At 32.4% G+C, this 24,137-nt stretch carries 22 protein-coding genes; 11 read left to right on the top strand and 11 right to left on the bottom strand.

Translation table 11 applies throughout. The features are described 5' to 3' along the window. Window positions 1–2 precede the first annotated feature (2 nt). The 6 genes from BN863_RS11960 to BN863_RS11935 all read left to right on the top strand — a co-directional run bounded on the left by BN863_RS11960 (window position 3) and on the right by BN863_RS11935 (window position 9,094). On the top strand, window positions 3–3,200 hold the full coding sequence (locus BN863_RS11960; protein WP_038530912.1) for an efflux RND transporter permease subunit: 3,198 nt from the start codon (window positions 3–5) through the stop codon (window positions 3,198–3,200). Continuing rightward, window positions 3,190–4,506: a TolC family protein gene (locus BN863_RS11955; RefSeq protein WP_038530910.1), complete on the top strand. Its 1,317-nt coding sequence runs from the start codon at window positions 3,190–3,192 to the stop codon at window positions 4,504–4,506. The genes BN863_RS11960 and BN863_RS11955 overlap by 11 nt, the downstream gene beginning before the upstream one ends. 264 nt (window positions 4,507–4,770) lie before the next feature. Then, complete coding sequence (locus BN863_RS11950; RefSeq protein WP_038530908.1) at window positions 4,771–6,999, top strand: NADP-dependent isocitrate dehydrogenase; 2,229 nt, start codon at window positions 4,771–4,773, stop codon at window positions 6,997–6,999. A 120-nt stretch (window positions 7,000–7,119) separates the two neighbouring features. Continuing rightward, a complete protein-coding gene (murQ, locus tag BN863_RS11945; RefSeq protein WP_038530906.1) occupies window positions 7,120–7,947 on the top strand; it encodes an N-acetylmuramic acid 6-phosphate etherase in 828 nt (275 codons plus the stop codon). Beyond that, window positions 7,928–8,161, top strand: coding sequence for a DUF6095 family protein (locus tag BN863_RS11940; RefSeq protein WP_038530903.1), 234 nt, complete (start codon window positions 7,928–7,930; stop codon window positions 8,159–8,161). The genes murQ and BN863_RS11940 overlap by 20 nt, the downstream gene beginning before the upstream one ends. A gap of 312 nt (window positions 8,162–8,473) precedes the next feature. Beyond that, window positions 8,474–9,094 (top strand): outer membrane beta-barrel protein, encoded by a 621-nt coding sequence (locus BN863_RS11935; RefSeq protein WP_038530901.1) that lies wholly within the window; start codon window positions 8,474–8,476, stop codon window positions 9,092–9,094. A 1,130-nt stretch (window positions 9,095–10,224) separates the two neighbouring features. On the opposite strand, the gene rplS is transcribed toward BN863_RS11935, so the two are convergent. From rplS to BN863_RS11910, 5 genes are all read right to left on the bottom strand, one after another. Beyond that, on the bottom strand, window positions 10,225–10,578 hold the full coding sequence (gene rplS, locus BN863_RS11930) for a 50S ribosomal protein L19 (protein ID WP_038530898.1): 354 nt from the start codon (window positions 10,576–10,578) through the stop codon (window positions 10,225–10,227). Between the two features lie 126 nt (window positions 10,579–10,704). After that, on the bottom strand, window positions 10,705–11,382 hold the full coding sequence (gene trmD / locus BN863_RS11925) for a tRNA (guanosine(37)-N1)-methyltransferase TrmD (RefSeq protein ID WP_038530896.1): 678 nt from the start codon (window positions 11,380–11,382) through the stop codon (window positions 10,705–10,707). A gap of 144 nt (window positions 11,383–11,526) precedes the next feature. Next, a complete protein-coding gene (locus BN863_RS11920; protein WP_038530893.1) occupies window positions 11,527–12,150 on the bottom strand; it encodes a hypothetical protein in 624 nt (207 codons plus the stop codon). Window positions 12,151–12,289: 139 nt separating this feature from the next. Next, window positions 12,290–13,738 carry a glyceraldehyde-3-phosphate dehydrogenase gene (locus tag BN863_RS11915; RefSeq protein ID WP_038530891.1) on the bottom strand — a complete coding sequence of 483 codons (1,449 nt, stop codon included), beginning with the start codon at window positions 13,736–13,738 and terminating at the stop codon, window positions 12,290–12,292. Between the two features lie 137 nt (window positions 13,739–13,875). Further along, the gene (locus BN863_RS11910; RefSeq protein ID WP_038530889.1) at window positions 13,876–15,282 is read right to left on the bottom strand and encodes a trypsin-like peptidase domain-containing protein; all 1,407 of its coding nucleotides are present in this window, start codon (window positions 15,280–15,282) and stop codon (window positions 13,876–13,878) included. A 149-nt stretch (window positions 15,283–15,431) separates the two neighbouring features. Between BN863_RS11910 and dapF the strand changes: the two genes are divergently transcribed. From dapF to BN863_RS11890, 4 genes are all read left to right on the top strand, one after another. After that, window positions 15,432–16,211 (top strand): diaminopimelate epimerase, encoded by a 780-nt coding sequence (gene dapF / locus BN863_RS11905; RefSeq protein WP_038530886.1) that lies wholly within the window; start codon window positions 15,432–15,434, stop codon window positions 16,209–16,211. Beyond that, window positions 16,205–16,729: a GNAT family N-acetyltransferase gene (locus tag BN863_RS11900; RefSeq protein WP_038530884.1), complete on the top strand. Its 525-nt coding sequence runs from the start codon at window positions 16,205–16,207 to the stop codon at window positions 16,727–16,729. Before dapF ends, BN863_RS11900 begins: the two co-directional genes overlap by 7 nt. Continuing rightward, complete coding sequence (mltG, locus tag BN863_RS11895; RefSeq protein ID WP_038530881.1) at window positions 16,729–17,772, top strand: endolytic transglycosylase MltG; 1,044 nt, start codon at window positions 16,729–16,731, stop codon at window positions 17,770–17,772. The genes BN863_RS11900 and mltG overlap by 1 nt, the downstream gene beginning before the upstream one ends. Window positions 17,773–17,994: 222 nt before the next feature. Further along, window positions 17,995–18,666: a hypothetical protein gene (locus BN863_RS11890; RefSeq protein WP_038530878.1), complete on the top strand. Its 672-nt coding sequence runs from the start codon at window positions 17,995–17,997 to the stop codon at window positions 18,664–18,666. Between the two features lie 2 nt (window positions 18,667–18,668). Here BN863_RS11890 and BN863_RS11885 read toward each other — a convergent pair whose 3' ends face one another. From BN863_RS11885 to dnaA, 3 genes are read right to left on the bottom strand one after another with little or no spacing between them, the layout of a single operon-like run. After that, window positions 18,669–19,385 (bottom strand): SAM-dependent methyltransferase, encoded by a 717-nt coding sequence (locus BN863_RS11885; protein ID WP_038530876.1) that lies wholly within the window; start codon window positions 19,383–19,385, stop codon window positions 18,669–18,671. A gap of 44 nt (window positions 19,386–19,429) precedes the next feature. Beyond that, window positions 19,430–19,882 carry a low molecular weight protein-tyrosine-phosphatase gene (locus tag BN863_RS11880; protein WP_038530873.1) on the bottom strand — a complete coding sequence of 151 codons (453 nt, stop codon included), beginning with the start codon at window positions 19,880–19,882 and terminating at the stop codon, window positions 19,430–19,432. A 12-nt stretch (window positions 19,883–19,894) separates the two neighbouring features. Next, window positions 19,895–21,322 carry a chromosomal replication initiator protein DnaA gene (gene dnaA, locus BN863_RS11875; RefSeq protein WP_038530870.1) on the bottom strand — a complete coding sequence of 476 codons (1,428 nt, stop codon included), beginning with the start codon at window positions 21,320–21,322 and terminating at the stop codon, window positions 19,895–19,897. Between the two features lie 182 nt (window positions 21,323–21,504). On the opposite strand from dnaA, the gene BN863_RS11870 reads away from it, so the two are divergent. Next, window positions 21,505–21,903, top strand: coding sequence for an acyl-CoA thioesterase (locus BN863_RS11870; protein ID WP_038530868.1), 399 nt, complete (start codon window positions 21,505–21,507; stop codon window positions 21,901–21,903). Between the two features lie 2 nt (window positions 21,904–21,905). Here BN863_RS11870 and BN863_RS11865 read toward each other — a convergent pair whose 3' ends face one another. The 3 genes from BN863_RS11865 to ribD are packed head-to-tail and all read right to left on the bottom strand — an operon-like array spanning window position 21,906 to window position 24,129. Next, window positions 21,906–22,514: an IMPACT family protein gene (locus BN863_RS11865; RefSeq protein WP_038530865.1), complete on the bottom strand. Its 609-nt coding sequence runs from the start codon at window positions 22,512–22,514 to the stop codon at window positions 21,906–21,908. A gap of 3 nt (window positions 22,515–22,517) precedes the next feature. Continuing rightward, window positions 22,518–23,132, bottom strand: a complete 615-nt coding sequence (locus tag BN863_RS11860) for an HAD family hydrolase (protein WP_038530863.1) — start codon at window positions 23,130–23,132, stop codon at window positions 22,518–22,520. Continuing rightward, the gene (gene ribD / locus BN863_RS11855) at window positions 23,125–24,129 is read right to left on the bottom strand and encodes a bifunctional diaminohydroxyphosphoribosylaminopyrimidine deaminase/5-amino-6-(5-phosphoribosylamino)uracil reductase RibD (protein ID WP_038530860.1); all 1,005 of its coding nucleotides are present in this window, start codon (window positions 24,127–24,129) and stop codon (window positions 23,125–23,127) included. Before ribD ends, BN863_RS11860 begins: the two co-directional genes overlap by 8 nt. Between the last annotated feature and the right edge of the window lie 8 nt (window positions 24,130–24,137).

The raw sequence follows: 24,137 nt of genomic DNA, 5'->3' as shown, positions 1-24,137 counted from the left end.
TTATGAGGAAAATAATAGCTTATTTTATTAGGTACCATATTGCTGTAAACATTTTTATAATAGCATTTATAGCATTCGGAACTTTAGGAATTTTATCTTTAAAATCCTCTTTTTTTCCATTAACAGATTCTAAAATAATTAATGTAAATATTACCTATCCTGGTGCTTCACCTCAAGAAATTGAAGAAGGTATTGTATTACAAATAGAAGATAATTTAAAAGGTCTTAAAGGTATTGATCGTGTTACTTCAACTTCTATGGAAAACAGTGGAGTTATTACTGTAGAGATTGAAAAGGATGAGAATATCGACTTTATGCTATTGGAGGTTAAAAATGCTGTAGATCGCGTACCTTCTTTCCCTTCAGGGATGGAGCCTTTAGTGGTGTCTAAACAAGAAGCAATTAGGGAAACTATTTCATTTGCTTTAAACGGAAAAGATGTTCCGTTAGCCACTTTAAAACAAATTGGTCGGCAAATAGAAAACGATTTACGTGCTATTGACGGTATTTCTCAAGTTACCGTTACAGGTTATCCTGAAGAAGAAATAGAAATTGCTGTTAATGAAACCAGTTTACAAGCCTTTAATTTAACTTTTGGAGAAGTTGCCAATGCTGTAGCTTCATCAAATATTTTAATTACCGGTGGAAATATTAAAACGAATACCGAAGAGTATTTAATTCGAGCCAATAATAGATCGTATTATGGAGACGAACTTTCTAATGTTATTGTAAGAGCAACTCAAGATGGTAAAATAATCAGATTAAAAGATGTCGCTATTATTAGGGACCGTTTTTCTGAAACACCAAATGCAACATATTTTAATCAAGGTTTAGCTGTTAACATTTCTGTTACGAGTACAAATAATGAAGACCTAGTATCTTCTGCAGAAAATGTAAAAGCTTATATTAAAGATTACAATCTTAAGCATGAAAATGTAAAACTAGATATAGTAAGAGATCTTTCTGTAACTCTAAAACAACGTACACAGCTTTTAACAGAAAATGCTATAGTGGGTATGTTATTGGTGTTATTATTCTTGTCTTTATTCTTAAACACCAGATTAGCATTTTGGGTAGCCTTTGGATTACCAATTTCATTCTTAGGGATGTTTATTTTTGCTAGTCAGTTTGATGTAACAATAAACGTATTCTCGCTTTTTGGGATGATTATTGTAATTGGTATTTTAGTTGATGATGGAATTGTTATTGCTGAGAATATCTATCAGCATTACGAAAAAGGAAAAACACCTGTACAAGCTGCTATCGACGGAACCATGGAAGTTATTCCTCCTGTAGTGTCAGCTATTATTACAACGTTATTAGCGTTTTCGTTATTTCAATTTTTAGATAGTAGAATTGGTGAGTTCTTTAGTGAAGTATCGGTAATTGTAATATTAACATTAGTGGTTTCACTTGTTGAAGCTTTAATTATATTACCAGCTCACTTAGCACATTCTAAAGCCTTACGTAAAGAAGTCCCTAAGGAAAATCCAAGTAAATTTAATCAGTTTTTCTCTAAAATGCGTAACATTAACGCCTTCGGAGATCGTATCATGGTCTTTTTAAGAGACAGAATTTACGCACCAACATTCGATTTCATTCTTAAATTCAAAATTTTATCTCTAGGGATATTCATAGGACTTTTAATTTTAACTATTGGAGCAGTAGGTGGTGGAATTATTGGAGTAACTATTTTCCCTTCAATTGCCAGTGACCGTGTTTCTATAGAATTAGATATGCCTAACGGAACTAATGTAAAGGTCACGGATTCTATCATTTCTATGATTGAAGAAAAAGCACTTATCGTGAATCAGGAATTCACAGAAAAATATTTAAAAGATACTGATAAAGAATTATTCGAGAACACCATTTTATCATTAAATAGCAGTTCTAGCGCGCAATTAGTTATTAATATGCTTCCTGGAGAAGAACGTCCAGATGTTATCAATGCATCTTTAGTATCTAATAGGCTTAGAGAATTGGTTGGTCCAGTAATAGGAACCGAACGATTAATATTTGGTTCTGGAGGTAATTTTGGAGGTAGCCCTGTTTCTGTAGCTTTATTAGGAAACAATATTGAAGAATTAAAAGCTGCCAAAATAGAATTAAAACATATTTTAAGCGAAAATCCACTTCTTAAAGATATTGAAGATAATGACCCTGCAGGTATTAAAGAAATTCGATTACAATTAAAGGAGTCGGCTTATTTACTTGGTCTAGATTTATCGACTGTCATGAGTCAAGTGCGATCTGGTTTTTTTGGAGCTCAAGCTCAACGTTTCCAAAGAGGACAAGACGAAATTAAGGTTTGGGTGAGATACGACAGACCAAACAGAGAATCTATAAACGATTTAGAAGATATGCGTATCCTTACGCCTTCAGGAAATCGCGTTACTTTAAAAGATATAGCCACTTACAGTATTGTTCGCGGTGATGTTTCTATAAATCATTTAGAAGGAAAACGTGAGATTAGAGTTTCAGCAGATTTAAAAGACCCGAGTACGAGTGCAACAGATATTTTAGACGATATTAAAAAAACTGCCATTCCAGAGTTACAGTCTAAATATCCTACAATTTCAGCATCTTTTGAAGGACAAAACCGTGAAGCACAGAAATTAACATCGTCGTTAAGTAGTGCTGGTACAGTAATTTTATTACTAATCTATATCACCATTGCTTTTACATTTAGAAGTTATAGCCAGCCATTATTATTACTATTATTAGTGCCATTTAGTTTAACAGCAGTGGCATGGGGACACTGGTTACTAGGTTTCCCTGTAAACGTACTATCGTTATTAGGAATTATAGCTCTGTTAGGAATTATGGTTAACGATGGACTCGTACTTATAGGTAAGTTTAATAGTAATTTAAAGGAGGGTATGTCTTTCGATATGGCATTATCAGATGCTGGTAAATCAAGATTTAGAGCAATTTTTCTAACATCGTTAACTACTATTGCCGGTTTAGCTCCTTTATTATTAGAAAAAAGTAGACAAGCACAATTTTTAAAACCTATGGCAATATCGATTTCTTTTGGAATTGGATATGCTACTATTTTAACATTGCTTGTATTACCACTTTTCTTATCGTTTAGTAATAGTATTAAGACCAATGTTAAGTGGTTATCTACAGGAGAAAAAGTATCAAAAGAAGAAGTTGAACGTGCAATTAAAGAACAAAAAGAAGAGCATGAGTTTTAAAACATACATTTTTTATAGTTTAATTTTGTTTTCGGTAAGTACTTCTGCTCAGCGCATATTGACTCCGGAAGAGGCCGTAGAACTGACTTTAGAACATAACTATGGAATAAAAATTACTAACAATACGGTAGAAGTCGCAGAAAATAATGCATCTATTTTAAATTCTGGATATTTACCAACCTTAACAGGAGCAGCTGGTGCGAATTATAATTTAGATAATACAGAAGCTCAATTTTCTAATGGAGAAACCACAACTTTAAACGGTGCGGAAAGTTCAAGATATGATGCATCTGTAACTTTAAATTATTTACTTTTTGATGGTTTAGGCAGACAATACAATTACCAAAGACTTAAAGAAGAGTTTAATTTAAGTCAGTTAGAAGCTAGAGAAACCATCGAAAATGTGGTTTTACAATTATTTGCTGTGTATTATAGTTTGGCTAATATTTCTGAAAATAAAGCTTCTTTAGAACAAACAATAAACATCTCTAAAGACAGACTTTTACGCTCACAATATCAATTCGAGTACGGGCAAAACACCAAACTTGATGTGTTAAATGCAGAAGTAGATATTAATAATGATAGTATTAATTTGATTAACACAAAGCAGAATTTAATTAATACTAAACGCGATTTAAATGTTATTATAGGAAATAAAATAGCATCAGATTTCGAGGTTGAAACAGATATAGATTTTTTATTACAATTGGATAAAGAAGATTTATTAGAGAAAACTAAAGCAAATAATATAAGTCTGTTACAAGCGAATAAGAATATTGAATTGAGTAAAATTGATATAAAATCTAGTAAGTCGCAATATTTACCAAGCTTAGGTTTAAATGGATCTTATGGATGGAATAAAAATAATAACAATGCAGCTTCTTTTGTTTCTCAATCAACTAACTCCGGAATTTCTGGAGGTTTAAATTTGTCTTGGAATCTATTCGATGGTGGATCAACCATTACCCAAGTGAAAAATTCTAAAATAATTTTAGAAAATCAAGAATTACAGAAAGAACAATTAATTCTAGATATTGAACGTAATTTTTACAATGCTTGGGATAATTACCAGAATAAACTCGCAATTTATCGTGTGCAAGAAGACAATATTAGAACGGCCGAAAATAATTTTGAGCGTACTGAAGAAAAATTTAAGTTAGGACAAACAACCTCTATAGAATTTAGGCAAGCTCAGCTCAATTTAAGAAATGCAGAATTAAGTAGAAATCAAGCCAAATTCGATGCTAAACTTGCAGAGCTAGATGTGCTTCAAATTAGTGGCGAATTACTTAACATAGAGCTATAAATTTTGGTTATATAAAGATTCTTATCAATTAAATTAATAGAGTTGGTGTTTTGACTCTATTAATTTTTCATATAAAACGTAATTTAGTTATAATATTTAAATAAATATTTATTTAGACTCTAATTAATGCGTTTTTTTTAGTAAAATGCCATTACTTGTTTCAAATCAATATAAATAAATATTCGGATTTGTGTATCTTTGCAGTTCGTAAAAATAGCCCTATATTTTTCCACCAAAAAAATTACAATAAAATAATCTAAAATAATGGCAATCAGTTCAAAAATTATTTACACAAAAACAGACGAAGCTCCGGCTTTGGCAACTTATTCTTTTTTACCAATTGTACAGGCCTTCTTAAATCCTTCAGGAATTAATGTAGAAACTAGAGATATTTCTTTAGCTGGTCGTATAATTGCTAATTTTTCTGACTTTTTAAGTGAAGAGCAACAATTACCTGATGCGTTAACAGAGCTTGGAGAATTGGCTAAAAAGCCAGAAGCTAATATTATTAAATTACCAAATATTAGTGCTTCTGTTCCTCAGCTACATGCTGCAATAAAAGAATTACAAAGTCAAGGATATAAATTACCAAATTATCCAGACGAACCTAAAACTGATGCTGAAAAAGAAATTAAATCAAGATACGATAAAATTAAGGGTAGTGCTGTAAACCCTGTTTTACGTGAAGGAAACTCTGACCGTAGAGCACCTAAAGCAGTTAAAAATTACGCTAAAAAATATCCGCATTCAATGGGGGCTTGGAGTGCAGACTCTAAAACACATGTTGCCACTATGACAGAAGGAGATTTCGCTCATAACGAAAAATCTGTAACTCTAGACAAGGCAACTTCTATTAGCATTCAGTTTGAAGATAACAATGGAAATACAACTGTTTTAAAAGATAATTTAAACCTTTTAGAAGGCGAAATTATTGATGCTACAGTAATGAGTAAAAAAGCGTTAATATCGTTCTTAGAAGCTCAAATTAAAGATGCTAAAGATAAAGATGTATTATTATCTCTACACATGAAAGCAACCATGATGAAGGTTTCAGACCCTATTATTTTTGGTCATGCTGTACGTGTTTTCTTTAAAAATGTCTTTGCTAAACACGAAGAAACTCTAGAGAGTATTGGTGTTGATGTAAATAATGGTTTCGGAAACTTATTAGCTACAATTGAAGTTTTACCAGAAGATAAGCGTAATGAAATTCTTGCAGATATAGACGAAGCATTTAAAACGGGTCCTGCATTAGCCATGGTTAATTCTGATAAAGGAATTACTAATTTACACGTTCCAAGTGATATTATTATTGATGCATCTATGCCTGCAATGATACGTACATCTGGACAAATGTGGAATGCTGAAGGTAAGCAAGAAGATACTAAAGCTGTTATCCCAGATAGTAGTTATGCAAGTATTTACTCAGCAACTATAGACTTCTGTAAAAAACATGGAGCATTCGATCCAACAACTATGGGTACTGTACCTAACGTAGGTCTTATGGCTCAGAAAGCTGAAGAATATGGTTCTCATGATAAAACTTTTGAAATCCCTGCAGATGGAGTTGTTCGTGCAATTGATGCCGACAATAACGTATTAACAGAACATACTGTTGAAGCTGGCGATATTTGGAGAATGTGTCAAGTTAAAGATGCACCTATTCAAGACTGGATTAAATTAGCAGTAAGCAGAGCAAGAGCAACAGAAACTCCAACAGTATTCTGGTTAGATAAAAACAGAGCTCACGATGCTGAATTAATTAAAAAAGTAGAAAAATATTTACCAGATTACGATACAACTGGATTAGATATTCAAATATTATCTCCAGAAGAAGCAACACACTTTACACTTGCTCGTATTAAAAAAGGAGAAGATACTATTTCTGTTACAGGAAATGTATTACGTGATTACTTAACAGATTTATTCCCAATTTTAGAATTAGGAACTAGTGCTAAGATGTTATCTATTGTACCATTAATGAATGGTGGTGGATTATTCGAAACTGGTGCTGGTGGATCTGCTCCAAAACACGTACAACAATTCTTAGAGGAAGACCATTTACGTTGGGATTCTTTAGGAGAGTTTTTAGCTTTAGCGGTTTCTTTAGAACATATGTCTGAAACAACTAAAAATGCAAAAGCGTTAGTTTTAGCAGATACTTTAGATGAAGCAACTGGAAAATTATTAGATAACGGAAAATCGCCTTCACGTAAAGTGAACGAATTAGATAACCGTGGAAGTCATTTTTATTTAGCTTTATATTGGGCAGAAGCTTTAGTTAATCAAACTAAAGATGAAGAGTTAAAAGCAATCTTTACAGATGTAGCTAAATCGTTATCAGAAAATGAATCTAAAATTGTAGATGAATTGAATTCTATTCAAGGTAAACCTGTAAATATTGAGGGCTATTACCTTCCTAATGTAGATTTAACGACTGCCGCTATGCGACCAAGTTCAACTTTAAATTCTATTTTAGAAACAATTTCTTAAATATACGTTTAAGAACGTTTTCATTATATATTAAAAAAGACTCCTACTTCAGGAGTCTTTTTCTGTTTAAAACAAATATTTTATTACACCTTAATTTTTTCAAATTTGTATCTTTACCCCATGGATTTTATTAAAACTACCGAAGCCGATTCTAAATATAATGATTTAGAAAAAATGGAATTATCAGATATATTAGTTAACATTAATAATGAAGATAAAACCGTACCATTTGCCATTGAAAAAGCTTTACCTCAAATAGAAGCATTAATTCAACAAACAGTCTTGAAACTGAAAGACGGTGGTCGAATTTTCTATATAGGGGCAGGAACAAGTGGAAGATTAGGTGTTGTAGATGCCTCTGAATGTCCACCTACTTTTGGCGTATCATCAGACCTTGTTGTTGGTATTATTGCTGGTGGTGATAAAGCTATAAGAGATGCTGTAGAATTTGCAGAAGATTCTACAACTCAAGGTTGGGAAGATTTACTTCAACATAAAATATCGACTCAAGATGTTGTTATTGGTATCGCTGCTTCTGGTACTACTCCTTATGTCATTTCAGCATTAAAAGCATGTAACGACAAAGGTATTATAACAGGTTGTATAACATGTAATCATAACAGCCCTTTATCTATTACTGCACAATTTCCTATTGAAGTTATAGTAGGACCAGAATTTGTAACAGGTAGCTCTAGAATGAAAGCTGGAACAGCACAAAAATTAGTGCTAAATATGATTTCTACTGCATCTATGATTCAGATGGGGAAAATTAAGGGAAACAAAATGGTCGATATGCAACTTAGTAATGTTAAGTTAGTAGATCGTGGAGTTCAAATGATTATGGCAGAATTAAATGTGGGCTATAAAGATGCCGAAATCCTACTAAAAGAACATAAAAGTGTTCGAAATGTATTAAGACATATAAATAATGGAAACGGAAAGAACTAATAAAACACTATTGGTTAGTGGGTTAAAAAAAATGGGGATTTCTTTAGCCTTAATGTTTTTAGGACCAACGTTAATCCATATTGCTTTTACTAATACAGAGAAACCGCTTTATATCCCCATTTTGATTGTGGGAATACTTATTTGTGGTCTTGCTATATTCTTCGCTTTTAAAGGTCTTATGACCATTATGGATAGTATGTTTAAGAAAAATTAAAACACTTTTCTTCATAATTTTTGCGTAAAACATCTGATTTAAATGATTTGTAGATTCTGTTATTTTATAAAAAGAATAATATTATCGATATAACGACTACTTAATTCGTTGAAATACTCATTTTTGCTAAGTCTCAATTTCTTGTCTTTAATTTCATCAAAATTTAAAACTTGTTTCTTGCAGGTGTAGAGTTTTTGTTTAGTTTTGCAGCCGATTTGATTTTTCGGGTACTAAAAACATTGCTAATTTATTAATATCACTGTTTTAATACTTGTTGAATTTATCTATTAATCAAAATTTAAACTATTAATTATGAAAACAAAAATTACTTTAACATTAATCGCATTATTTGTATTTAGTTTCGCACAGGCGCAACAAGAAGAACTTGCTAAAAAAGAATTAAGATCTGCAAAAGGTGTTACTTTCGAAAAAGGTGATATGTTCGTTGAAGGTGGTATTTCAATCACAACAGACGGAGATAATACAACTTACGGAATCAACCCAAAATTCGGTTATTTCTTATCTGATAAAATTGCAGTTGGAGGTGATTTAGATTTTGGAGGTAGTGATACTGATGGTGGAAGTGAATCTGATTTTTTCGGAATTGGAGCTTTTGCTAGATTATATTTCTTAGAATTAGATTCTAAGCGTTTCAAAGCTTATGGAGATGTAGGTTTAGGATACGGTCATTCTCGTGTAAAAACTAGTGTAAGTGATAATACTAGTAATGACATTAAAGCAAACATTACATTAGGATTAAACTATTTCTTTACAAAAAACTTTGCTGCAACTTTTGTATTAGCTGATATTTTAACTTATAACAATGCAAGTCCAGAAGACGGAGATTCTTCTAACAGTTTTGCATTAAACATCAACTTATTCAACAACATTTTTGCTCAACCTCAATTTGGTTTATTATATAAATTCAACTAAGTTGATTGAACTATAAAATTAGAAAACGGCAGTCTATACAGACTGCCGTTTTTTTTGCGCTGTTTTGAGATATATTTTAGTATTATTAATGTTCTACGTTTTAAATTAAATCTGCTAAAACACTTTGGACTATATTAGTTATGGAGTATTATTTACATTAAATTCATTAATGTGAAATCTACGGAAGTAAATCCTCTAAAAATGAAATTGAGGTTTTTGCTTAGTCTAGATGAGAATAAGACTCACTTAAAATATAACAATAGATACTTTATTTCTTATTAAATTAATAGAGTGGTAATAGGCGATAGGTTTTACCAATTAAGAAGATTTACAGAACTCAAGTTATGCAATAAGAGTCTAGTCTCAAAACTTCTAGAAACTCCTGCTTAAGGTCTAATTTGTTATGATTTAGAGTGGTATATGGTAATTCAGTTGCTATTTTAAATAGGAGATAAGTGTAAGGAGATTCGGTTAAGATGTTAATCCAGAAAATCTAGGGTAATATCTAAAAGCTAAAGTTAATAAAAGATAAAAGCCATATCACATAGTAAAATACTATACTGATATGGCTTTTTCTGAAATAGCATTTTAATTTTATCAATCTATTGATTGATTACGTTCAGAATTTAATCTTACTTGTTTTCATTAATAATGAACTATTTCAAAATAATGAAACATTTATATGTAACGTTCAAAATGTATTTACTAGCTACGCAATGTTTCAATGTAATTGTTTTTCTTCATGTTTTTCTTTTGTTTATTTAATACAAACTCTATCCAAACATTGTTTTCTTTCCTGTATTTAACTCTCGATTAAAAATACATCCGAAAACTTTTAGTTTTATTAGTTAAGCTTGACTTGCAACCTTACTTTTTAAAACCTCATGATTTTAAATAACAATATCATGTTATTTAAAAATCTCAAAAAACAATTATTAAAAGAACGTTTAATACTGTAATGTAAACTAGAGTATTAATTGTTTTATAAAGATAAGAAACAATTCTAGTTTTTCAAACACATTTAACATTTTAGATATCAACATTTTATAAACCGAAGTTATTAACTTTTGTTCATAAAAAAAGTCCTAACAATTCTGTTAGGACTTTTAAGTATTATAAGCATGCTAAGATTAGCGTCTTCGTAATTCTTTAATTCTTGCTTTTTTACCAGTAAGACCTCTAAAGTAGAAGATACGAGCTCTACGCACTTTACCTTTTTTGTTAATTTCAACTTTTTGTAAAGCTGGCATATTTACAGGGAAGATACGTTCTACACCTACAGTTCCAGACATTTTTCTGATTGTAAATGTTTCAGAACTACCTGAACCTCTTTTTTGAATTACTACTCCTCTAAAAAACTGAGTACGTACTTTTTCACCTTCTCTAATTTCGTAGTACACTGTAATTGTGTCTCCAGCTCCGAATTCAGGGAACTCTTTTTTTGTTACAAATTCGTCTTGTACAAATTTTATTAAAGATTCCATATCTTTATTATTTTATTATAGTTAATTCAAAGCAACATTCACGATTTTCGCCAGAGGTTGGTCCGAAATTGGGTGCAAAAATAGTGTTTTATTTGGTATTTACAACACTTCTTTTAAAATAAATATTTACTCTTCTAAAAGGTCTGGTCTGCGTTCTTTTGTACGTTCAAAAGCTTGATCTTCACGCCATTTCTCTATTTTCGGGAAATTACCACTAAATAGTATTTCAGGAACTTTTAAGCCTTTATACTCTCTTGGTCGTGTATAAATTGGTGGAGCTAATAAATCATCTTGAAAAGAATCGGTTAGGGCAGAGGTTTCATTACCTAAAACACCAGGAATTAATCGAATAATGGCATCACATAATACTGCGGCTCCTAATTCGCCTCCAGATAATACATAATCGCCTATAGAAATTTCTTTAGTGATAAATAAATCGCGTACGCGTTGATCCACACCTTTATAATGTCCGCAAAGAATAATAATATTCTCTTTTAAAGATAACGTATTGGCAATACCTTGCTTTAAGGTTTCACCGTCGGGTGTCATATAAATAACTTCGTCGTATTGGCGTTCAGATTTTAATTTCGTGATGCACTTATCTATAGGCTCTATAAGCATGACCATACCTGCGCCACCACCAAACTGATAGTCGTCTATTGTTTTATAATTATCAGTCGTGTAATCTCTTAAATTATGAAAATGAACTTCAACCAAATCGGCCTCTATAGCACGTTTTAATATGGATGCCTCAAACGGACTTTTAAGTAATTCTGGTAAAACAGTTATGATATCTATGCGCATGGCTTCATTTTAAAAACTTTTGCAAAGATGAGAAGAATCGAATTAAAATCCGAAGTTATTTATGGTTCAAATGGTATTAATAAAAAAGTCCATACTGCGTGTATGGACTTTAAGATATAAAAATACAAGATTATGTATGTCGTTTTAAGAATTAGATTTTTGCTTATTTAATTCGTCTTGTAATTGTCTGCGTACTTTTTGTTCGCGTTCTAATGCCGTTTTTCTGTGCTCGTCGAATTCTTCTTCAATTTCAGCCAACATACGTTTTGCTTCTTTTGTAGTTGAATTACTATTCTTAAATTTATAGATAAAGAATAATAAAAAGGCTAATAATCCGCCAATAATAGACCAGATAAAAGTATTGTACGTTGTTTTGCTTAATTGCATACCTAAAAATTCCATACTATCTTTTTCCTGATTAGTAAGGTCTAAGGTATTTTGTGTTTCGCTTAAATTAGATTTTAAAGTCGAAATTTCATTAGTTTGTTGGTCTACAATAGTCTGAGTTTCTACTAAGTCTATTTTTACGGCCTTTAAGGAATCTAAAGTATGAGATTTTAAAGTTTGTAACCATACTTTTTTAACCACTTTATAATTTTGGTAATTGTTAGATTTTTGAATGATGTATTCAAATTGATTATCTAACGTCCCTTCATTTAAAGATAAATTGTCACTAGCTTCAGAATCTGGTGTTGCTGTTTGTGCACATAAAGATAGAGTAAGCAAGCAAGCAATTAATGTCGTGGTTAACGTTTTTATTACATTCATTATCGAAATCGTATTTGGGTTTTTTAGAATTTTACGAAATTAAAAAATAATGCTTAAGTATAACATTATAATTAACAAAAAACCTCACATTAGTGAGGTTTAATATATACGGTAAAAATTTGTGTTTGGATGATTACTATTAATAATATGTAAACCGTCTCAGTTTCGAGATGTATTTTGCTAGTCTAACTACTTGATGACTATAACCATACTCGTTATCGTACCAAATATATATAATTGCATTTTTATGATTCGGGCCTACAATTGTGGCTTTACTGTCGAAAATAGCAGGAGCAGAACTTCCCACAATATCGCTAGAAACCAATTCGTCGCTAAGTTCGTATTTAATTTGTTCTACTAGTGGTCCGTTTAATGCTGCTTTTTTAATGGCAGAATTCAATTGGTCTACTGTGGTTTCTTTACCAAGTTCTAAATTTAAAATGGCTAAAGAACCATTTGGTACGGGTACGCGAATGGCGTTAGATGTTAACTTGCCTTCTAAACTCGGTAACGCTTTAGATACAGCTTTTCCTGCTCCGGTTTCTGTTATTACCATGTTTAATGCCGCTGCTCTACCACGACGGTATTTACTATGATAATTATCGACTAAATTCTGGTCGTTTGTATAAGCATGAATAGTTTCTAAATGACCATGTGTTACACCAAACTCATCTTCAATGACTTTTAAAATAGGTGTTATGGCATTGGTAGTACAAGATGCTGCCGAAAATATATTAACTGTATCTGGTTTATATTCTAAATGATTTACACCATGCACAATATTGGGGATACCTTTACCCGGTGCAGTTAATAATACTTTATCTACACCTTTAGATTGTAAATGTCTATGCAATGCCTCTTCATCTCTAAAAGCTCCAGTATTGTCTATTACTAAAGCATTATTGATGCCATATGCTGTATAATCGATATCTTCTGGATTGTTAGCAGATATAATATTAACCGTTGTTCCGTTTATAATTAGGGCATTGTTTTTTGCATCGGCGACTACAGTTCCTGAAAATTCACCGTGAACAGAATCATTTCTTAATAGTGAAGCTCTTTTTTCTAAAACCGTTTGGTCTAATGTGCCACGTGTTACTATAGCTCTTAACCGAAGCTGATTTCCTGCTCCCGTGCGGGTCATTAGTTCTCTAGCAACCAATCGGCCTATTCTACCAAAACCATATAGAATGACGTCTTTAGGTTTGATTCCTCCGTTTTTCTTAGCGTTTTTTAATTTGTCGATTAAAAACGCCGTGGCATTACCATGCTTTTGGTCGTCTATCTGAAACTCGTATGTCAGTTTCCCGATATCTAATTTTGCTGGAGGTAAATCTAGTTTCCTAATGGCTTGTGCAATTTCGACAGAATCGAAAATAGAAATGGGTTTCTGAACAAATTCTCCAGCATACTCGTGTAAATTCAAAATCTGACTTACATTTCTGTCTATTAACTGATTTCTGAAGAGCACCAATTCTATGGCTTTGTCATACCATAAATCGCTTACTATTTTAATTAATTTTACTGTAGCTTTTCTTCTGTCTGCTTGAAAAGCGAGTTGTTTTTCATATGTTTCGTTAAAACTCATTGGTTAGATGTGTTAGTTTGTTGATATGTGTTTTGACAAAAATAATAGATTTCAAACGTTTTCGTAGTGATTTTTTGCAAAAAATAAACCCTTCAGAATTTCTGAAGGGTTTTGTTAAATTTTAAATGATTTATAAGTTATCTGAAATTATAACGTTCTTTTTCACCTCTAGAATTAATCATTTCAATTTGTAAAGGCTCATTAGGCGATTTTGCTTTTAATATATTTTGGACATCATCTATACTATTTACTTTTTGAGCATCTATAGCTGTGATTATTGTGCCTTCCATAATGCCATTTTGTTTCCAGTATTGAGCATATTCGTTATTCAATCTTATAATTTTAACTCCATTATCTAAATTGAATTGTTTTAAATCTTTTTTATCTGTGTTTTTAACCACACCAACTAAAGGCATAGTAAATGTCTGATTTTTTATAAGTGTTACAGGAATTTCTTCTAAGTCGCCATCTCTTAAAATGGTAATCTGTACCACATCGTCTGGACGTTTAGTATTTAAATGTCCTCTTAAATCTGCAAACTTTGTAATTTTTACGTGGTCTATCTTTTTAATGATATCACCTTTTTGGATTCCTGCAACTTGTGCTCCGGAACCTTCTTCAACATCATCTACATAAAAACCTTCGGTTTCATTAATATTTAATCGTTCGGCAAACGTATTATTTAAGGCACCGCCAACAACACCTAATATTCCGTTTTGTACGTTTCCGTACTCCATAATATCTTCGACTACTTTTCTAGCTATGTTACTAGGTACAGCAAAAGAATATCCGATGTAAGAGCCTGTTTGAGATGATATCGCTGTATTTATACCAATTAAATCTCCATTAGTGTTAACTAAAGCTCCTCCTGAATTCCCAGGGTTTACTGCCGCATCTGTTTGAATAAAAGATTGATTGCTTTCTCCTGTTAAATCTCTTGATTTTGCACTTATAATTCCGGCAGTAACGGTAGAAGTTAAATTAAAAGGGTTTCCAACAGCAAGTACCCATTCACCAAGTTTTGCTTGATCGCTATCTCCAAAAGTAGTGTACGGTAAATCTTCGTCTACGTCAATCTTTAATAAAGCAATATCTGTTTTATCATCGCTACCAATAATTTTAGCATCATACTCTCTGTTATCATTTAAAGTAACTGTAAGTTCTTGAGAGTTATTGATTACGTGATTATTTGTAATGATATAACCGTCTGGAGAAATAATTACACCAGACCCTGTACCTACTTGTGGTCTTGCAGAACTTCTTCCAGAGAATAAGTCTCTATAAGTCATTCGTCCCGCAACAATAGATGTGTTTTTAACGTGAACCACGCTATGTACTGTGTTTTCGGCTGCCGTAGTAAAATCGGGAGCATTGGCAATCGCATTTAAATTTGAAATATTAGAAGCTGGTATAAAACTAGATGGGCTAGTTTCTGTTTTTGTTATAACTAAAGCATCCTTTGGCTCTAAATACATCTTATATGCTCCAAGAGTTAGCATACCTCCTAAAGCAGAAACGAAAATTAAGGTTAGTATTTTTTTCATGTTATATATAATATAGGTTATTAAGTAATAATGAATAAAATTACTTTTTTATTGTATTACTTAGAATAGTTTAACGCTATTTAACGTAGTATTAAAGACTTTTTAACACGCGATAAAATTGCTAAATATTCCTATCTTTGCCGGTAATTATGACACACACATTTTATAAATATCAAGGAACAGGGAATGATTTTGTGATGATAGATAATCGTCAGAATACATTCGATAAAGGAGATACAGCACTTATTAATCGTTTATGTGATAGACGTTTTGGTATTGGTGCAGACGGTTTAATATTATTAGAGAATCATCCAGATGTTGATTTTAGAATGGTGTATTATAATGCCGACGGAAATGAAAGTACCATGTGCGGAAATGGTGGACGTTGCTTGTCTCAATTTGCTAAAGATTTAAATGTAATTGATACAAAAGCATCTTTTGAAGCTATTGATGGCATGCATCATGTGGTGTTCGAAGACGATTTAGTGCAATTGCAAATGCAAGATGTACCAACTGTAGAAAAGCATGAATCATATGTGTTTTTAAATACAGGTTCTCCGCATCATGTACAATTTGAAGATAATATTGACACCTTCGATATAAAAACGCTAGGACGTACAATACGTAATGGTGCTCCTTATTATAATGAAGGAACAAACGTGAATTTTGTTAAGAAAATTTCTGCTAATGAATTTGAAGTTAGAACTTACGAAAGAGGCGTGGAAGATGAAACGCTATCTTGTGGAACAGGAGTAACAGCTGTTGCCATTGCTATGAATTATTTAGGAGAAACTGCAGATAATACAGTGCATTTAAAAGTGCAAGGTGGACAATTAAAAGTAACTTTTACCAAATCTGAAGCTGGTTATACAGATGTTTGGTTAATTGGACCAGCAAAGCAAGTCTTTAAAGGGGAGATTGAATGGTAACCTTAAAAGGAGAACACATTTATTTACGTGCCTTAGAGCCTGAAGATTTAGAGTTTATTCATCATGTTGAAAACGACGAATCTATCTGGGAATTAAGTAACACACAAACCCCATATTCAAAATATTTAATTAAGCAGTATTTAGATCAAGCACATTTAGATATTTACGAAGTGAAACAACTACGATTAGTTATTTCAGATTATAACGACGTTGTAATCGGGTTAATAGATGTTTTCGATTTCGATTTTAGAAACCGTAAAGCGGGTATTGGTATTTTAATTACCGATGAAGCCAAGCGAGCTAAAGGGTATGGTCGAGAAGCCTTATCGCTTTTAATAAAGTACTGTTTTAATCACTTACAGTTACATCAAGTGTATTGTAATATTTCTGAAGACAATAAAGCAAGTCTTAAATTATTTAAAAATCAAGGTTTCGAAAATATCGGATTAAAAAAAGATTGGAACCTCGTTCAAGGCGTATATAAAAACGAATTCCTATTTCAATTAATAAATAGCTAATGTATATTAAAAAAATTCTTGTAGCCATCGCGCTTATCGGCCTAGTTGTGGCTGCTTTTTTTGCAAACTATGTGTATTCTGCCATGTTTAAGCCTAATACAGCTTTTAATAATGAAACGGCATATGTTTATATTCCAACACGCGCATCGTATCAAGATGTGCGAGAACAATTAAAACCGCTTTTAAAGGATATTGAAACCTTTGATGCTTTGGCAGAACGTAAACAATACACTACTCATATAAAAGGGGGGAAGTTTAGTATTACCAAAGGCATGAATAATAATGATATTATAAATTCTATACGTATTAATAGTCTTCCTGTTCAGGTGGCATTTAATAATCAAGAAACTATTGAAAAATTAGCAGGACGAGTGGCGACACAAATTGAAGCCGATAGTTTATCTCTTGTTGTTGCTTTTCAAGACACTTTGTTTTTAAAAGAAAACGGGTTTACTAAAGCCACACGATTAGGGATGTATATACCGAATAGCTACGAGTTTTTCTGGAATACATCGGGAGAAGAGTTTAGAAACCGCATGCTTACGGAATATAAGCGATTTTGGACTGACTTAAGGTTACAAAAAGCGGAAGCTATTAATTTGTCACCTAGTGAAGTGATTACTTTAGCTTCTATTGTACATGAAGAATCTAAAGCTGCCGACGAGCAACCTAGAATTGCAGGTGTATATTTAAACCGATTAAAAGTTGGTATGCCATTACAAGCCGATCCTACCTTAAAATTTGCAGCCTACCAATTGCCAGAATATCAAGGCACCGTTATAAAACGCGTTTTAAATAAGCATAAAACCATAGACTCGCCATATAATACTTATATGTATAGAGGGTTACCTCCAGGGTTAATAGCTATGCCAGATCTTACAGCTATTAAAGCCGTTTTAAATGCAGAACAGCACGATTATTATTATTTTGCTGCAGATGCAGAACGTATAGGTTACCATCGATTTGCTAAAAATTTAAGTCAGCATAATGCCAATGCTAGAGCTTACCAAAACTACCTCAATCGTCAAGGAATTACTAAGTAATTGTTAAAGTTGATGTTTTTGATAAAATAAATGTAATAATTTTCTTTCAAAGTAATGTTGTTAGATTAGTATCTAATCTCGGATAACCAGTACGTTTTTAGTGTGATACATGTGCTGATTTTAGGTTAATCGATTAATTTTCAGATTAATAAAAAATGTTGTATATTTGCCGACTGAAATTTTCAGGTAAACTTTTTATTACCGCCTGAAGAAATTAAACATATGATGAAAAATATTGGAAGTTATGTAATAGTAATTCTTGCAATATGTTCTTTAGCATTTTATTCATTTACAACTGAGGAAATCAGTATTGCAGAGAACTATAATTCAACAAAAGGCCTAGCCTTAAATTATAATGCGGTTAATGATAGTATTGACCTTAATCATGCGGAAGCATTAAACACAGAAATAACAAATGCGTTTTCTCCAAATTTAGGAAAAACGTATGTAGGTTTTAAAGAAGCTCTAGGATTTAAAGAGTCTAGAGGAAATTATTTTACAGTAAACACTTTAGGGTATTTAGGAAAATACCAATTTGGAAAGGAAACATTAAAAATTATCGGGATTCATAATCCAGTTCAATTTTTAAAAAATCCAGGATTGCAAGAAAAGGCATTTTTAGCAAATGCAGAACGTAACAAATGGATATTACGTCGAGACATTAAAAACTATGTTGGTAAAAGAATAAATGGTGTTTTAATTACAGAATCTGGTATTCTTGCAGCAGCACATTTATCTGGACCAGGGAATGTTAAAAAGTACTTAAGAAGTAATGGAGCCGTTGGTTTCTCTGATGCTTACGGAACAACAATCCGTTATTACTTAAAGAAGTTTTCGGGTTACGATACTTCGTTTATTCAGCCCAACCAAAAAGCTAAAGTGAAAAAAGCGTAGTTTTAACTTTTATGAATAATAAATATTGAAGGCCTCTTATGGAGGTCTTCAGTGTTTTTAAGCCATGCAGAAGCTGGTTTGGTTCTAATAAATTCTGTGGGTAACGTAATATCGCACGCCACACATACCATAGTGTTTTTATGTAAAGCACTACAAATATCTTCAAGCATCTTATTGTTTCTATAGGGCGTTTCGATAAAAATTTGCGATTGGTTATAATCAAAAGACAAGCGTTCTAAACGTTTAAGTTCTTGCTTACGTTCGCTTTTATCTATTGGTAAGTATCCATTAAAAGTAAAGCCTTGTCCGTTCATTCCAGAGCTCATAAGCGCGAGTAGGATAGAAGAAGGGCCAACTAATGGAACGACCTGAATGCCTTGCTGATGTGCAATTTTTACAACATCAGAACCAGGGTCTGCTACACTTGGGCAACCTGCTTCAGAGAGTAAGCCTACATTAACACCATTTAAACACGGTTCTAGAAAGCTTGGTAAATCGCTTGATTCTGTGAATTTATTTAAATGATACATCTCTAAACTAGACTGCACCGTTTCTGGAGAAATTCGTTTAATAAAGCGTCGTGCTGTTTTTTCATTTTCAACAATAAACGTTTTTGTGTTTTCTACAATAGATTTCACCGAAATTGGTAGCACTTCTAAAGGTTCGTTATCGCCTAAAGTGGTTGGAATAAGGTATAATTTTCCAAAAGAAGATTTCATATATAAAAAATTTATTCAGTGTAAAACTTAATAAGAAACACACGTTATTTTAATTTGTCTGCAATAACATCGCATGCTTCATCTAACATTTTGTAGACGTTTTCGAAACCATGAGTTCCGCCATGATAAGGGTCTGGGACATCGTAATTTTGATTGGGGTATACTTCGTTCAAAATCATTTTTACTTTAGACTTGTCTGCTTCGTTACGTGCTAAATGTAAAATATCGCGGTAATTGGCAGCATCCATGGCGTAGATAATATCGAACTCATCAAAATCTCTAACAGAAAATTGTCTTCCCATTAAATTAGAAATATTGATACCGTATTTATTTCCTACGGTAATAGAACGGTTGTCAGGATTTGATCCTATATGGTAATTTGATGTTCCAGCAGAATCTACAACAAAATCTTCGTAAGGTAATTTAGAGCGTAAAATACCTTCTGCCAATGGAGATCGACAGATATTTCCAAGGCAAACCATAAGTATTTTAGTCATTGTAATTATGTTTTAAACCGAAAGCTTTTTAGTAATATCTTCAACGTACTTTTTAAATTGCTTGTCTGTAGTCGATAAATTATCTACAGTTTTACAGGCGTGTAGCACGGTCGCGTGGTCGCGTTTTCCAATTTGCGAACCAATACTAGCCAAAGAAGCTTTGGTGTATTTTTTAGCAAAAAACATGGCCAATTGTCTCGCTTGTACAATATGACGTTTTCTTGTTTTAGATTGTAGCGTATCCACATTCATTTGGAAATAGTCGGATACTACTTTTTGTATATAATCAATAGACACTTCACGCTTGGTGTGCTTCACAAATTTTTCAACAATTTGTTTTGCAAGGTCTAGAGTAATTTCTTTTTTATTGAAAGACGATTGAGCAATTAACGATATAATTGCACCCTCTAATTCTCTAACGTTTGTTTTAATATTTTTAGCTACATATTCAACAATCTCTTCAGGCATATCTACACCGTCTCGATATAATTTGTTGTTTAATATAGATACACGAGTTTCAAAATCTGGGCTCTGTAATTCTGCAGAAAGTCCCCATTTAAAACGTGATAGTAAACGTTGTTCAATATCCTGCATATCTACAGGCGCTTTATCACTTGTTAAAATAACTTGCTTGCCATTTTGGTGTAAGTGATTAAAAATATGGAAAAAGACATCTTGTGTTCCTGTTTTTCCAGATAAGAATTGAACGTCGTCAATAATTAAAACATCTATAATTTGGTAGAAATGAATAAAGTCGTTTCTATTATTCTTTTTTACAGAGTCTATATATTGTTGCGTGAATTTTTCAGCAGAAATATAAAGTACTGTTTTTTCAGGATATTTGTCTTTAATCTCAACACCAATAGCATGAGCTAAGTGCGTTTTTCCAAGACCAACACCTCCAAAAATTAACAATGGATTAAATGATGTTCCTCCTGGTTTAGCAGCAACAGCTAATCCTGCACTTCTTGCTAAACGATTAGAATCGCCTTCTAAAAAGTTTTCGAAACTGTAATTCGGATTTAATTGCGATTCAATCTTAACATTTCTAATTCCAGGAATTATAAACGGGTTACGTAATTCTGGATTTTTATTATTAAGCGGAATATCTACATCTTGTGCTTTAACTGCAGATCGGCTTGAACTAGGAATACGTTCTGTAAAAGGTTGTTTATTGCCATACGTGTTTTCCATTTTTATAATGTAAACTAGTTTGGCTTTTTCTCCTAATTCTTTTGTTAAAGCTACTTTTAAAATTTTAACATAGTGCTCTTCTAACCATTCGTAGAAAAATTTACTAGGAACTTGTATGCTTAAAGCATTGTCCGTTAATTTAACTGCGGCTATTGGCTCAAACCATGTTTTATAAGCTTGCGGTTGGATATTATCTTTTATAAATTCAAGACAGTTATTCCATACCGATTGCGCAGTTACACTCATTATAATTTAAAAGATTTCTTAGTTAATGTTAAAAGGATTACTGAAAATATCCCTCGTTTTTTGGTTTGACAAATATGTGAACAAATATCTTAAAAAAAAAATGCTTTGCTATTGAATTTTAAGATTTTTTTCCTCATGTTTAACCTGCTTTATAAGCTACGAAAAAATAATGAAACTTTACTATGATAATTGACGAAATAGAAATAAGAGTACGATACGGAGAAACAGATCAGATGGGGGTGGTTCATCATGGTAATTATGCTTTATATCTAGAAATGGCGCGGACTGAGTGGTTACGTTCATTAGGCGTCTCTTATAAAGAGATGGAAGAACAAGGTGTTATGTTACCTGTAATTTCAATGTCTTTAAATTACAAAAAGTCAGCGTATTATGACGAGGTAATTAAAGTAAAAACCTTACTTAAAAAAGCTCCTAGTGTGAGAATCGATTTTGACTTCGAAATTACCAATCAAGAAGGCGAATTATTGGTTGTGGCAAACACGGTTTTGGCTTTTATTAATATGAAAACAAAACGTCCAATGAAATGTCCGAAATATATATTGGATTTAATACCTGAATAACCTTACAGTTCTTTAATTTCGACTTCATAAATGATGCTGAAACTATTAAAAATAGCTTCGGCATCTTTTTTTCTGACAGAAATTGTAAGTTCACATCGTAATTCTAATTTCTGATTTACAACATTTATATTTTTCTCTTTAATCACGCGCATCACCTTATTCATGTTTTTATAATCGTAAACAATAAGGTATTCTATATTAATAGTGCGTTCTACAATTTTTGATGCTTCTAAGCTTAATTGTGCCGATGTTCGGTAAGAACCAATCAATCCGCCTACACCTAATTTTACACCTCCAAAATAACGAACGACAATTATAAGAACGTTTGTCACATCGAACGATTGAATTTGTCCATAAATAGGCATACCAGCAGAATTGTTGGGTTCGCCATCATCGTTTGCACGATATTTTATGTCTTTTGTGCCTAATTGATATGCATAGCACCAATGCCTCGCAGAATGATGCTGTTTCTTTATGGCTTCTAGGTGCTCTTTAACATCGTCTTCCGTTTTTACAGGAAACGCATACCCAAAAAACTTACTGTTCTTTTCTTTAAACAGTGTTTCTTCAGACGGTTTTAAAATGGTTTTGTATGTGTCTTGTATGTCCAAATATTAACTAAATAGCTCTTTTTTAGTTTCAAAAAGGGTTGTAACGTCTTCTTTAGCTGGGTCGATATTCCAAGTGTGGATTCCTAGTTGTTCTGCAGCGGTGGTGTTTTCTGTTAAGTCGTCTACAAATAACGTTTCGGAAGCGACAAGGTTGTTTTGCTTTAAAACATATTCGTAGATATCTGGATTAGGTTTTCTTAAGTTGATTTCATGTGATAGGTAGAACACATCAAAATAACTTTCAAATTCATTAAAAAACGGAACATAACTTTTTACAAACTCGATATGTAAATCGTTAGTATTGCTTAATAATATCAACTTGTATTTCTTGCTTTCAGAGAGTGCTTTTAAGAATTCTAAACGGTGATGTGGGAAATCTTTTAAGATAGAGTTCCATATTTCTAAAATTTTATCAGATTTTACATCTGGAAACGATTCTTCGTAAAACTCTACAAATTCCGAAGTATCCATTAGGCCCATTTCGTAAAGACTATTTATATGTACTAAATCTTCTGGAAGACTGTCTAGTTTAAAATTAACTAAAGCATTTTCTAGAGCGCCCACTTTATCTAAATTGATAAATACGTCTCCAAAATCAAATATTATTGTTTTAATCATTGTTGTAATATTTTAAAGTATCGTTTAATAGTTTAGTTTCTGAGATTAATTGGCCTTTAAACGATGGTGCTTTTGTACCATCTAAAAACTGATTTGTGCCATAAAAGACTCGGGCTTCGTCCCAGAGATTTTCATTTATAAAGGTTTGAAGGGTTTTGCTTCCGCCTTCAATAATTACAGACGTTACTTCGTGTTCGTGTAAACGTTCACAGATTTGAGTTGCTAAAGGTAATGAGGTGTTTAATCCAGCTTCAGTTAACCGTATGGTTTTTGCAGTAGTATTAAAAACAGCAACGTCTTCTGGCAGATTGTTATGTGTGTCAATTACAATGCGTGTAGGTTGTAATCCTGCCCAATCACGAACGGTTAAACTCGGATTGTCTTGTAACACGGTATTGCCTCCAACTAGAATGGCTTGTTCTTCGGCGCGCCATTTATGAACCAATTGTCTCGAATAAGTGTTGGTTATCCATACCGGTTTCTGTTCGTCTTTTGATTTTGGAGCTATAAAGCCATCGGCAGATTCTGCCCATTTTAAGATGATATACGGTCGCTTTTTATTATGAAATGTAAAGAATCGTTTGTGATGATTTTTACATTCAGCTTCTAAAACTCCAACAGTAACATCGCAACCTGCACTTTTTAATTTTTTAATCCCTTGTCCTGCAACTAATGAATTATCGTCTATAGTACCGATAACAACTTTAGGGATGTTATACTTTATAATAAGGTCGCTACATGGTGGCGTTTTACCAAAATGAGAACATGGTTCTAAGGTAACGTATAAAGTAGCTTGTTTTAAAAGTGATTTATCTGTAACCGATTGAATGGCATTTACTTCGGCATGAGGTCCGCCATAAGGGCTTGTAAATCCTTCACCAATTATAGAGTTGTTAAGTACGATTACACAGCCTACCATAGGGTTTGGTCGTGTAGTTCCAAGGCCGTTTTTGGCAATTTCTATACAGCGATTTATGTATTTTTCATGTATCTTCACGGCACAAA

The sequence above is a fragment of the Formosa agariphila KMM 3901 genome (assembly GCF_000723205.1).
GTDB lineage: Bacteria > Bacteroidota > Bacteroidia > Flavobacteriales > Flavobacteriaceae > Formosa > Formosa agariphila.
This window is presented reverse-complemented; position numbering and strand designations above follow the sequence as displayed.